Below are 12245 nucleotides of genomic sequence, written 5' to 3' on the forward strand. Positions count from 1 at the left end.
GTGACGCCTTCCTGGATGCGGGCGCCGGCGCCGTCGTTGAGCGAGACCAGGGGGGCGCCGGCCGCGATGGCCATGTCCATGATCTTGTGGATCTTCTGGGCGTGGGCTTCGCCGAGGGCGCCGCCGAAGATCCGGAAGTCGTGGGCGTAGGTGAAGACGGTGCGGCCGTGGACGGTGCCCCAGCCGACGATCACGCCGTCGGTGTGCGGTTTGCGGGCTTCCAGGCCGAAGCCCTGGGCGCGGTGCCGGCGCAGCGGCTCCACCTCGTGGAAGGAGCCCTCGTCCAGCAGCAGCTCGATCCGCTCGCGGGCGGTCAGCTTGCCCTTGGCGTGCTGGGCCTCGGTGGCCTTCTCGCTCGGGCCGCGGCGGACCTGCTCGCGCAGCTCGTGCAGTTCGGCGACCCGACTACGGGCATCGGCCGTGGCCTCGCCGCCGACCGGCGCATCGTGCAGGACCGTCATTTCGAACCACTCCAAGCTCGCGTGGGGCAGCGAACACCTCTACTGCTACGACAGTACGAGCCAGTGCGCCCGGCTTTCGGCGTCGAATCCGTACAAGGTCGGGAGCCGATCGCTGTACAGGCCCGACAGAAGGGGGCGCACGGGCCTCCCGCCGGACCGCCCGGGACGGGTACCGGGGCCGGTCCGGGGGCGGGGGTGGCCGGAGGGTCGAGGAGGGTCGAACCGGCAGGTCAGCGGGGGGATCGGGACCGCGCGAAGGCCGCCGGTCCGCCGCGCGCCGACAGGGGCGCACGGGGGCCGGCGGCCGGGTGCTCGGGCTCCGGATCAAGTCCGGATGGTAGGGATGCGCCAAAAGACGGGATCAGGGCCTGGGGCGGTCGCCGTCCTCGGGCCGGTCCTCGCCCCGGCGCAGCTCCTCCTCGCGGCGGCGCAGGTCCGCCTCCCACTGCCTGAGCATGTCCTCGTGCCGCTCGTTGCCCCGTCCCAGCGAGGCCAGGAACTCCGGGTCGTCGTCCGGGGCGAGCGGACGCCCGGCGCTCCCGTACGAGCGGGACCCGGCGGCCGGGCCGGACGGCCGGGACGCCCGGCGGCGGGCGCGGTCGCGGCCGGCCACCAGCCAGGCGATCGAGCCGACCAGCGGGAAGAGCAGCACGACGATCACCCACACCACCTTCGGCAGGTGGCGGACCTCGTCCTCGGGGGTGGTCAGGCAGTCGATGAACGCCCAGACCCACAGGGCCAGCAGCGCGACCACGGGCACGACTCTCAGCACAGCGCAGAACTCCGGAGCAGGTTCGGACAGGACCCTCGGCGGGCCCAGGGTAGCCCGTGCCCGATACTGACAGGTATGGCATACGACGATCTCCGTTCCTTCCTCCGGGCGCTGGAGCGGGAAGGCGACCTGAAACGGATCAAGGCCGAGGTCGACCCCCACCTGGAGGTCGGCGAGATCGTCGACCGGGTGCAGAAGGCCAAGGGCCCCGCGCTGCTCTTCGAGAACGTCAAGGGCTCGGCGATGCCGCTGGCCATGAACGTCTTCGGCACCGAGCGGCGGCTGTCCAAGGCGCTCGGCCTGAAGTCGCCCGACGACATCGCCGAGAAGATCGGCGGCCTGCTCAGGCCCGAGCTGCCGCAGGGCTTCACCGGCTTCCGGGAGGCGTTCGGCAAGCTCGCCTCGATGGCGCACGTCCCGCCGCGGAACGTGAAGTCCGCCGACGCGCCCGTCCACGAGGTGGTGCTCACCGGCGAGGACGTCGACCTGGAGGCGCTGCCCGCGCTGTTCACCTGGCCGCTGGACGGCGGCTCCTTCTTCAACCTCGGCCTCACCCACACCAAGGACCCGGACTCCGGCGTCCGCAACCTCGGCCTGTACCGGCTCCAGCGGCACGACCGGCGCACCATCGGCATGCACTGGCAGATCCACAAGGACAGCCGCAACCACGCCGCGGTGGCCGCCCGGCGCGGCGAGAAGCTGCCGGTGGCGATCGCCTTCGGCTGCCCGCCCGCGGTCACCTACGCCGCCACCGCGCCGCTGCCCGGCGACATCGACGAGTACCTGTTCGCCGGGTTCGTCGCGGGGGAGCGGGTCCGGATGGTCGACTGCAAGACCGTCCCGCTCCAGGTCCCGGCCGACGCCGAGGTGGTGCTGGAGGGCTGGCTGGAGCCCGGCGAGCTGCTCCCCGAGGGCCCGTTCGGCGACCACACCGGCTTCTACACCCCGCAGGAGCCGTTCCCGGCGCTGACCATCGACTGCGTGACGATGCGCCGCCGCCCGGTCCTGCAGTCCATCGTGGTCGGCCGGCCGCCCACCGAGGACGGGCCGCTCGGCAAGTTCACCGAGCGCTTCTTCCTGCCGCTGCTCAAGGTGATCATCCCGGACATCGTCGACTACGACCTGCCCGAGGCCGGCGGCTTCCACAACTGCGTGATCGTCTCGATCGACAAGAAGTACCCGAAGCACGCGCAGAAGGTCATGCACGCCATCTGGGGCGCCCACATGATGTCGCTCACCAAGCTGATCGTCGTGGTGGACGCCGACTGCGACGTCCACGACTACCAGGAGGTCGCCTGGCGGGCCCTGGGCAACGTCGACTACAGCCGGGACCTCTCGGTCGTCGAGGGCCCGGTCGACCACCTCGACCACGCCTCCTACCAGCAGTTCTGGGGCGGCAAGGCAGGCATCGACGCCACCCGCAAGCTCCCCGAGGAGGGCTACACCCGCGACGGCGGCTGGCCCGAGATGGTCGCCTCCGACCCGGAGACCGCCGCCCGGGTCACCCGCCGCTGGAAGGAGTACGGGCTGTGAGAACCGATAGCCTGCCGGACGTGACCGAGACGCAGGAAGCCCTTCCCCGTGCCCGCGGGGGTCAGCCGGAGTACGCACTGTGACCACCGCCGAAGTCTTCGAGGCCCCGCCGAGCCGGACCAGGGCCTTCCTGCGCCTGGTCGCCATCGAGCACTCGGTCTTCGCGCTGCCCTTCGCCTACATCGCCGCGCTGACCGCGATGTTCCTCGCCGACCGGTCGGTGCACTGGGGCGAACTGCTGCTGGTCACCGTCTGCATGGTCGGCCTGCGCACCTTCGCGATGGCCGCCAACCGGATCATCGACCGCGAGATCGACGCCCGGAACCCGCGCACCGCGGGCCGCGAACTCGTCACCGGCGCGGTCTCGCTGCGCACCGCGTACATCGGCTCGGCGATCGCCCTGGTGGTCTTCCTCGGCTCGGCCGCGCTGCTCAACCCGCTCTGCCTGCTGCTGGCGCCGGTCGCCGTCGTCCCGATGGTGGTCTACCCGTACGGCAAGCGGTTCACCGACTTCCCGCAGGCGATCCTGGGCCTGGCCCAGGCGATGGGCCCGATCGGCGCCTGGCTGGCCGTCACCGGCAGCTGGTCCTGGGAGGCGGCGGTGCTCGGCCTCGCGGTCGGCATCTGGATCGGCGGCTTCGACCTGATCTACGCCTGCCAGGACGTCGCGGCCGACCGCGGCACGGGCGTCCGCTCCGTCCCGGCCCGCTTCGGCGTCCCCGCCGCGATCACCGGCGCCCGGGTCTGCCACGCCCTCACCACCGCCCTGCTGGCCTGGTACGCGGTGCTGACCGACGCGGGCGCGTTCTTCTGGTGCGGACTCGCGGTGGTGGCCGGCGCGTTCGTCTACGAGCACACCATCGTCAAGCCGCACGACCTGTCCCGGCTGAACCGGGCGTTCTTCTCCACCAACGGCTTCGTGGGCATCTCGCTGTTCGTCTTCGCGCTGATCGACCTGGTCAGCCGCGGCCTGACGGTCTGACCGCCGTACCGGCAGGGGCGCGCGGAGGCACTCCGCGCGCCCCTGCCGTGCGTCCGGGCACATCCGCCGGCCGGGCCCCGGGGCGCGTCCCCGGGGCGGCGGGCACGCGCGTCCCCGCGACGCCCGCCCCCTGCTCCGCCCCACCCTCCCCGCCCGCTGCCTCCCCGGCGGCGGCCTCGACCGCTGCTGAGCCGGACGGAGCGGAGAACGGGGCACAGGGGTCCGGGGAGCGGCGGGTCCGGGTCGCCCCGAACTCCCTTGCGGGTACGCCCCCGTGCGGCAGCGCCCCGGTTCTCGTCACCGTGCCGGCCCGCCGCCTGACGGCCCGTCGGGGCCGCCCCCGTCCGCGCGGACGCCGCCTCCGCCGGACGAACCGCCGCCCGCCGCGCCGATGCGCCATGCTGGGGAGCGCAGGTCACCACGAGCGGAACGGGGAACACGATGATCGGCACACTGCAGTGCGTGGTGCTGGACTGCCACTACCCGGCGGGCCTGGCCCAGTTCTACGCCGCCCTGCTCGGCGGCGAGGCCGACCGGCCCGACCCGCGCTGGTCGCTGGACGAGGACTGGTCCACCGTGCACCTGCCCGACGGCCGGGTGCTGGCCTTCCAGCGGGTCGAGGACTACCGCCCGCCGATCTGGCCCGACCCCGCCCACCCGCAGCAGCTGCACCTCGACATCGAGGTCGACGACCTCGCCGCCGCCGAGGCCGGGGCGGTCGCCCTCGGCGCCGAGGCCAAGGACCGGCACGAGCGCTGGACGGTCTGCACCGACCCGGCCGGCCACCCGTTCTGCCTGGTCGCCCGCCACCCGTCCTGAGCCCGCCGCCCGTCCCGGGGCCGCCGGCCGCGCGGCCCCGGCACCCGCGCGGCCCCGGCACCCGCGCGGCCCCGGCACCCGCGCGGCCCCGGCACCCGCGCGGCCCCGGCACTGACCCAGGCCCCGCCCCGCGCGGGCCGTCACACCAGCGCGAGCGCGTCCCCGATCCGCAGCGGGCCCGGCCGCGACACCGTGGCCAGCGCGGCCAGCTCGGTGTCCCGCTCGTGCGCGATGGTCTTCAGGATCTCCGGCGCGTGCGGCAGCCCGGGCTGGGCCGCCCCGACCATCGCGCACCGCACGCTGGCCCGGACGAACACCAGCCCCGCCCCGCCCTCCACCCGGCCCTCCCGGCCGAACCACTTGTCCTCGCTGAACGGCGGCGTCCCCGGCGGGGTGCGCAGCAGCACGTTCGGCCGGAACCGGCGCTCGTCCACCACCGCCGAGGGCACCGCCCGCGCGACCCAGTCCAGGGTGGCGGTGGTCAGCACGCTCACCGGCAGCTCGTCGAAGTGCGACACCGTGTCCTCGCGGGCCAGCGCCACGTCCTCCTGCTCCAGGTAGGCGCGCAGGAAGGCGTCCGGGTCGGGCACCGCCATCCCCAGCGGGTCGAACAGCTCCGGGCCGTCGATCCGCGGGCCCAGCCGGGCGCGCAGCCGCAGCAGGCCGTCCATCCGCCGGAAGCGCCGGGTGTTCTTCCCCGACCCGAACTTCCCGGCCCCGTCGCGCACCGCGTACAGCCGGTCGCCGACCAGGCCGCGCTCCTCGACCTCGACGGAGTCGAGCAGTTCGCCGCCCGCGGACTTCACGGGGTAGCGCCACAGGCGCTCGACCACACCGACGATCTCAGACATGGCGGGAGCCTAGCGGGGCGCTCCCGGGATGGTCTAGACCAAGTCCCGGAAGCGGGTGCCCCGTTGGCGTCCCGCTCACCCGATCCGGGCCACCGCCCGCACCGGCGCCCCGTCCGCCGCCGTCAGCCGCAGCGGGAACAGCGACACCTCCACCGGCCGGCCGGCCTCCTGCGCCGCCAGCAGCGCCGACAGGTCCGTCAGGTTCTCCGCGATCACCCCGCCGCCCTCCGGCCCCAGCAGCACCCGGTGCGCCACCAGCGTCGCCTGCTCCGGCTCCGGGTCGTGCTCGTCCGCCAACTCGGCCAGCAGGCTCGCTATCTCCGGGTCCAGCGGCCCCGGGTCCGGCGTCGGGTCCACCGACAGCGCGTCGATCCCCACCGTCCGGACCCCCGCCGCGACGATGGCCTCCGCCGCCTCCCGGGCCAGGTACGGGTGCGCGAAGTACCGGTCCGTCCCCCAGTACCGCGGCCACCCCGTCGCCAGCAGCAGCACCGTCCCCGGCCCCGAGACCGCGAGCGCCGGCGCGAGGTGCTCCGCCGTCACCACCGCCCGGGCCGACAGCCCGCGCAGGTCCACCACCACCGCGGGCCCGGTGAACAGCTCCAGCGGCAGCCCGTCCAGGGTCGGCCACCGCACGTCCAGGTGGTAGGGCGCGTCCACGTGCGTCCCGGTCTGCGACCCCAGGTGCACCGCCAGCACGTTCACCCCCTCGTCCGCCACCGTCAACGCCGCCCGCAACTCGACGCCCGGGTCCCCCGGGTACACCGGCATCCCGGACACCACCGGATGCGTCAGGTCCACCAACTCCGCTGCCATGCGGCCATTCTGACCCGAAAACCCGCCGACCGGCGGCTCCCCGGGGGCGGCGGGCCCGCGCCGCCGCCGAGCCGGGACGGGAACCCCGGACCGCCGCGCGCCCCGGCCGCCCGGACCGCACGCCCCACAATGGGAACCATGAGCCCCACCCGCAAGCCCTGGGTCGTCGGCGTGTCCGGCGCCAGCGGCACCCCCTACGCCGCCTCGGTGATCCGCGCGCTGCTGGACGCCGGGGAGCCCGTCGACCTGATCGTCAGCCGGGCGGCGCGGCTGACCATCCTGGACGAGACCGGCGTCTCCTTCCGCGACGCGCACTGGCGCGCCGACCTGGCCGCCTGGCTCGGCACCGACGAGTCGCGGCTGCGCGACGTCCGGCACTGGCCGGCCGGGGACTTCGCCGCGGGCCCGTCCTCCGGCTCGTACCCCGCGAAGGGCATGCTGGTCGTCCCGGCCACCACCGGCGCCGCGGCCGGCATCGCGCTGGGCCTGTCCAAGGACCTGCTCCAGCGCACCGCGTCCGTCACGCTCAAGGAGCGCCGCCCGCTGGTGCTGTGCCTGCGCGAGACCCCGCTGACCGGCAGCACGCTGCGCCACCTGGTGGCGCTGGACGAGCAGGGCGCGGTCGTCCTCCCGGCGTCCCCCGGCTTCTACGCGGGGGGCTCGACGGCCCGCGAGCTGGTGGACTTCGTGGCCGGCCGGGTGCTGGACGCGGTGGCCGTCCCGCACACGCTGTACCGCCGCTGGTCGGGCGCCCTGGGCGAGGCCGCGAGCACCCCGGAGGACCGCCCCGGAACACGGCCGCGCCGGGGTGAGTGAGCGGGCACGTGACGGGAGAGTATGTTCTCTGGGATACCCGGGTTGAGCGGCGCGCAGCGCCTTGGATTCCGGATAATGATCTGTGGTTCTGGTGAGGTTCGGAAGGACGCGGCAGGCAATGGACTCTGTGGACAGACAGCTCATCCAGGCACTCCGGGAGAACGGCCGCGCCTCGTACGCCGAGCTGGGCCGCCTGGTGGGCCTGTCCGGCCCGAGCGTGACGGACCGGATCAACCGGCTGGAGCAGGCCGGCGTGATCACCGGCTACCGGGCGACGGTCAACCCGGCGACGCTCGGCTACGGGGTGACGGCCCTGATCGGCCTCCAGCTCACCGACGCCGCCGACCACGACGACGTCTCGCACCGGCTGAAGGACCTCCCGGAGGTCGAGGACTGCTGGTTCATCGCGGGCGACGACTCGTACATGCTCAAGGTCCGGGTGCCGGACGTGGAGGGCCTGGAGTCGGTGGTCAAGCGGCTGTCCGGCACCAAGGGGGTGGCGCGCACCCGGACCACGGTGGTGCTCTCCACCAAGTGGGAGAACCGGGTCAGCGAACTCCCGCTCCACCCCGCCGAGTAGGCTCCGCCCACCCGCCGTCAGCCGCCGAGGAGCCCCCGCCGTGACCCTGGTCGACCTGGAAGACCTGCGCGCCGCCCAACGCCGGATCGCCGGCACGGCGGTGCGCACCCCGCTGCTGCCCTGCCCGTGGGCGGCGGACGGCGGGCGGCGGCTCTGGCTGAAGCCGGAGAGCCTCCAGCCGACCGGGGCGTTCAAGATCCGCGGGGCGATGAACCGGCTGGCCGCGCTCACCGCCGAGGAGCGGGCCAGGGGCGTGGTCGCCCAGTCCAGCGGCAACCACGCCCAGGCGGTGGCGTACGCGGCCCGGCGGCTCGGCGTCAAGGCGGTGATCGTGATGCCCGACACCTCGCCCGCCGTGAAGATCGAGAACACCCGCGCGTTCGGCGCCGAAGTGGTGGTGGTGACCGCCGAGGAGCGCGACACCGTCCCGGCCGAGCTGGCCGCCGCGCACGGCTACGTCTGGGTGCCGCCCTACGACGACCCGTACGTCATCGCGGGCCAGGGCACGGTCGGCCTGGAGATCGCCGAGGACGCCCCGGACGAGCTGGACACCGTGTTGGTGCCGGTCTCCGGCGGCGGGCTGATCTCCGGGACGGCCGCCGCGCTCAAGCTGGCCTGCCCGGGCGTCCGGGTGGTCGGCGTGGAGCCGGAGCTGGCGGCGGACGCCCGGCAGAGCCTGCGCGAGGGCGTCCGCACCGCCTGGCCGGTCGCCGACACCTACCGCACCATCGCCGACGGCCTGCGCACCCCGTCCGTGGGCGTCCTGCCGTTCGAGCACCTCACCGCCTACGTGGACGACATCGTCACCGTCTCCGAGGACGAGATCCGCGCCACCGTCGCCCTGCTGGCCCGCCGCGGCCGGCTGGTCGCCGAGCCCTCCGGCGCGGTCGCCCCGGCCGCCTACTTCCACCGGGCCGGTGAACTGGGCGGACGGGTCTTCGCCGCGGTCGTCAGCGGTGGCAACCTCGACCCCGCCCTGCTGGCCGAACTGCTCGCCGCCTAGGCGTAGTCTCGGTCCCGGCAACGAATCGAAGTCCGGAGGAGGCGGAGCACCGCATGGACGCAGGGCTCAAGCGCGAGCTGGAGGCGAAGGTCTACGCCGGTGAGCGGCTGACCCGCGAGGACGGGATCGCGCTCTACGCGAGCGACGACCTGGCCTGGCTGGGCGGCCTGGCGCACCACGTGCGGACGCGGAAGAACGGCGACGTCGTCCACTTCAACGTCAACCGCCACCTGAACATGACCAACGTGTGCAGCGCCTCCTGCGCGTACTGCTCGTTCCAGCGCAAGCCGGGCGAGAAGGACGCGTACACGATGCGGATCGAGGAGGCCGTCCGGCTCGCCAAGGCGATGGAGTCGGAGTCGCTGACCGAGCTGCACATCGTCAACGGCCTGCACCCGACCCTGCCGTGGCGCTACTACCCGCGCTCCCTCAAGGAGCTGAAGGCCGCGCTGCCGAACGTCTCGCTGAAGGCGTTCACCGCCACCGAGATCCACTGGTTCGAGCGGATCAGCGGCCTGAGCGCGAGCGAGATCCTGGACGAGCTGATCGAGGCCGGCCTGGAGTCGCTGACCGGCGGCGGCGCGGAGATCTTCGACTGGGAGGTCCGCCAGCACATCGTCGACCACGACACCCACTGGGAGGACTGGTCGCGCATCCACCGCCTGGCGCACGAGAAGGGCCTCAAGACCCCGGCCACCATGCTCTACGGCCACATCGAGGAGCCCCGCCACCGGGTCGACCACGTGCTGCGGCTGCGCGAGCTGCAGGACGAGACCGGCGGCTTCCAGGTCTTCATCCCGCTGCGCTACCAGCACGACTTCCACGACTCCAAGGACGGCAAGGTCCGCAACCGCCTGATGGCGCGCACCGAGATGGCCACCGGCGCCGAGGCGCTGAAGACCTTCGCGGTGTCCCGCCTGCTGTTCGACAACGTCCCGCACGTCAAGGTGTTCTGGGTGATGCACGGCGTCACCACCGCCCAGCTGGCGCTCAGCCACGGCGCGGACGACATGGACGGCTCGGTGGTCGAGTACAAGATCACCCACGACGCGGACAACTTCGGCACCCCGAACAAGCTGGGCCGCGACGACCTGCTCCAGCTGATCCGGGACGCCGGCTTCCGCCCGGTCGAGCGCAACACCCGCTACGAGGTCATCCGCGAGTACGACGGGCCGGACCTCGCCCGCCGGGAGACCCCGCAGGCGATGCGCCTCTGACCCCCCGTTCGGACCACGCGCCCGGTGACCGGTCTCCGGCCACCGGGCGCGGGACGTTTCCGGGCGGCGCGCGGGGTGAAGACGCACCACCGGGGCAGTCGGGAAGCCGAAGAAACGTTTCCTGGGCGCGTATGCTCACAGGCTCATCACACGGCCCGGGTTCCACCTCGTCCCCGCGGTCTGGGAGGATCGTTCGCATGTCCGGTTCCCATCGCGTCCCCTCGCACCGCCGCCCGGCCGCCGCGCCGACCGGCCGGGACGAGGCCGAGCAGCCCCAGGGCCGAGCCGCCGCCCGCCGCAGCCGCCGCAAACCGAAGCAGCGCCGGGTCCGCAAGCTCACCGTCGGCACCGCGACCCTGCTGGCCCTCGCGGCCGGCTGGTTCAGCGTCGGCCCGGGCCGGGGCTTCCAGAGCGAGACCGCCAGCGCCGCCCCCGACCACGCGCCCGAGGTCGTCCCGATGCAGGCCGCCGACGCCGGGCAGCACACCGAGGCCCCCGCCGCGGACCGCTCCGACCGGGAGCGGATCACCGCCATCCCGGGCATCGGCGCCGACTGGATGGCCAAGGTCCCCGCCGAGACCCGCCAGCTGCTGGTCGCCAGCGGCCAGGGCAAGGACTCCTCGGACAACACCGTCACGCTGTGGACCCGCGGCGACGACGGCAGCTGGCAGGCCGGCCAGACCTGGCCCGCCCACAACGCCTACAAGGGCTGGACCGCCGACCACCGCTCCGGCGACCTGCGCAGCCCGATCGGCCTGTTCTCGCTCACCGACGCCGGCGGCCGCAAGGCCGACCCCGGCTCCAAGCTGCCCTACGACGAGAACAAGAACTTCGTGATGGCCGGGCGCGGCTTCAACGACGAACCGCTGGCCGGCTCCTTCGACTACGTGGTGGCGATCAACTACAACCGGGTGGAGGGCAAGTCCCCGCTCGACACCACCTACCCGGAGGGCGCGGCCAAGGGCGGCGGCATCTGGCTGCACCTCGACCACGGCGGCCCCACCCACGGCTGCGTCTCGCTGACCGAGGACCACATGGTCGAGCTGATCAGGACCCTGGACCCGGCGCTGCACCCGATGATCATGATGGGTGACGCCCAGTCGCTGGCCGCCTGACCACGGGCCGGTTGTGAGGGACCTACAGCTTCCGGCACCCGATCCTGTGTCAGGGCGTCACCTCCCGACTCGCCGGTAACCCGGTTGAGTGGCTGTATGACCGCCTCCCGCATCATGGCGCTGGGCCACCACCAGCCGCCGAAGGTCCTGAGCAACGACGATCTCTCGGCGCTGGTCGACACCGACGACGAGTGGATCCGCTCCCGGGTCGGCATCCGCACCCGGCACATCGCGGAGGACGAGACCCTGGTCGACCTCGCGGTGGGCGCCGCCGAGAAGGCGCTGGCCAACGCGGGCGTGACGGCCGACCGGATCGACCTGGTCGCCGTCGCCACCTGCACCGCCGTCGAGCGCAGCCCCAACACCGCCGCCGCCGTCGCCGCCCGGCTGGGCATCCCGGCCCCCGCCGCGTACGAGCTGAACACCGCCTGCTCGGGCTTCTCGTACGCGCTGGCCACCGCCGACCACGCGATCCGGGCCGGCGCCGCGACCCGGGCCCTGGTGGTCGGCGTGGAGCGGATGTCCGACATCATCGACTGGACCGACCGCACCACCTGCGTGATCTTCGGCGACGGCGCGGGCGCCGCGGTGCTGGAGGCCGTCCCGGACGAGCGGGCCGGGGTCGGCCCGGTGGTCTGGGGCTCCGAGCCGGAGAAGGGCGAGGCGGTGGCGATCAGCGGCTGGAAGCCGGTGATCAGCCAGCAGGGCCAGACGGTCTTCCGCTGGGCCACCACCCAGGTCGCCCCGCTGGCCCGCAAGGCGTGCGAGAAGGCCGGGATCGAGCCGTCCGAGCTGCGCGGCTTCGTCGCCCACCAGGCCAACCTGCGGATCATCGACGCCATCGCCGGCAAGCTCGGCCTGGCCGAGGACGCGGTGGTCGCCCGCGACGTGGTCGACTCCGGCAACACCTCCGCCGCCTCCATCCCGCTCGCCCTCTCCAAGCTGGTCGAGCGCGGCGAGCTGCACACCGGCGACCCGGTGCTGCTGTTCGGCTTCGGCGGCGGCCTGGCCTACGCCGGGCAGGTCGTGCGCTGCCCCTGAGCGGTGCGCCCCAGCTAGTGCGCCCGAGCAGTGCGCCCGAGCGGTGTGCGCCCGAGCGGTGCCCCTGAGCGGTGCGCCGCCTCCGGGCGGCGGTGCCGGGCCCGGCGGGGCGGACAGTACGGCGGTGCGGACAGCACGGAGGGGCGGCCGGGAGGAAATCCTCCCGGCCGCCCCTCGCGTCCGTTGCAGGACGGCGCTCCGCGGTACGTCGGCGAACCTCCCCCGAGGCACGGCCGCAT

The 12245-nt window shown here is 73.8% G+C and carries 13 protein-coding genes; 9 read left to right on the top strand and 4 right to left on the bottom strand.

Annotation, left to right across the window (positions count from 1 at the left end; translation table 11 throughout):
* Positions 1-461, bottom strand: a 461-nt coding sequence (locus K353_RS19365) for a carboxyl transferase domain-containing protein (RefSeq protein ID WP_305000317.1), incomplete at its 3' end; no start/stop codon positions are given.
* 361 nt (positions 462-822) lie between these two features.
* Positions 823-1233: a PLD nuclease N-terminal domain-containing protein gene (locus K353_RS19370; protein ID WP_111554865.1), complete on the bottom strand. Its 411-nt coding sequence runs from the start codon at positions 1231-1233 to the stop codon at positions 823-825.
* A 75-nt stretch (positions 1234-1308) separates the two neighbouring features.
* Here K353_RS19370 and K353_RS19375 point away from each other — a divergent pair, with 75 nt between their 5' ends.
* From K353_RS19375 to K353_RS19385, 3 genes are all read left to right on the top strand, one after another.
* Complete coding sequence (locus K353_RS19375) at positions 1309-2766, top strand: menaquinone biosynthesis decarboxylase (protein ID WP_111554866.1); 1458 nt, start codon at positions 1309-1311, stop codon at positions 2764-2766.
* Positions 2767-2845: 79 nt separating this feature from the next.
* Positions 2846-3748, top strand: a complete 903-nt coding sequence (gene mqnP, locus K353_RS19380; RefSeq protein ID WP_111554867.1) for a menaquinone biosynthesis prenyltransferase MqnP — start codon at positions 2846-2848, stop codon at positions 3746-3748.
* A gap of 441 nt (positions 3749-4189) precedes the next feature.
* Entirely contained in the window at positions 4190-4567 is a 378-nt protein-coding gene (locus tag K353_RS19385; RefSeq protein ID WP_100837748.1) for a VOC family protein, read from the top strand.
* Positions 4568-4707: 140 nt separating this feature from the next.
* On the opposite strand, the gene K353_RS19390 is transcribed toward K353_RS19385, so the two are convergent.
* Together K353_RS19390 and K353_RS19395 are read right to left on the bottom strand one after the other, a co-directional pair.
* Positions 4708-5418, bottom strand: a complete 711-nt coding sequence (locus K353_RS19390; RefSeq protein ID WP_111554868.1) for an MOSC domain-containing protein — start codon at positions 5416-5418, stop codon at positions 4708-4710.
* Between the two features lie 75 nt (positions 5419-5493).
* Entirely contained in the window at positions 5494-6234 is a 741-nt protein-coding gene (locus K353_RS19395; protein ID WP_100837750.1) for a cyclase family protein, read from the bottom strand.
* Positions 6235-6372: 138 nt separating this feature from the next.
* On the opposite strand from K353_RS19395, the gene K353_RS19400 reads away from it, so the two are divergent.
* From K353_RS19400 to K353_RS19425, 6 genes are all read left to right on the top strand, one after another.
* Positions 6373-7050: a UbiX family flavin prenyltransferase gene (locus K353_RS19400; RefSeq protein ID WP_199528173.1), complete on the top strand. Its 678-nt coding sequence runs from the start codon at positions 6373-6375 to the stop codon at positions 7048-7050.
* A gap of 118 nt (positions 7051-7168) precedes the next feature.
* Positions 7169-7630 (top strand): Lrp/AsnC family transcriptional regulator, encoded by a 462-nt coding sequence (locus K353_RS19405; RefSeq protein ID WP_033250846.1) that lies wholly within the window; start codon positions 7169-7171, stop codon positions 7628-7630.
* A 40-nt stretch (positions 7631-7670) separates the two neighbouring features.
* Entirely contained in the window at positions 7671-8633 is a 963-nt protein-coding gene (locus K353_RS19410) for a threonine/serine dehydratase (RefSeq protein ID WP_111554870.1), read from the top strand.
* A 53-nt stretch (positions 8634-8686) separates the two neighbouring features.
* Entirely contained in the window at positions 8687-9850 is a 1164-nt protein-coding gene (mqnE, locus tag K353_RS19415) for an aminofutalosine synthase MqnE (RefSeq protein WP_111554871.1), read from the top strand.
* 197 nt (positions 9851-10047) lie between these two features.
* Positions 10048-10965: a L,D-transpeptidase family protein gene (locus tag K353_RS19420; RefSeq protein ID WP_111554872.1), complete on the top strand. Its 918-nt coding sequence runs from the start codon at positions 10048-10050 to the stop codon at positions 10963-10965.
* A 96-nt stretch (positions 10966-11061) separates the two neighbouring features.
* Positions 11062-12006 (top strand): beta-ketoacyl-ACP synthase III, encoded by a 945-nt coding sequence (locus tag K353_RS19425; protein ID WP_100837755.1) that lies wholly within the window; start codon positions 11062-11064, stop codon positions 12004-12006.
* Positions 12007-12245: the final 239 nt, after the last annotated feature.

It is taken from the genome of Kitasatospora sp. SolWspMP-SS2h, from assembly GCF_003259315.1.
Lineage (GTDB): Bacteria > Actinomycetota > Actinomycetes > Streptomycetales > Streptomycetaceae > Kitasatospora > Kitasatospora fiedleri.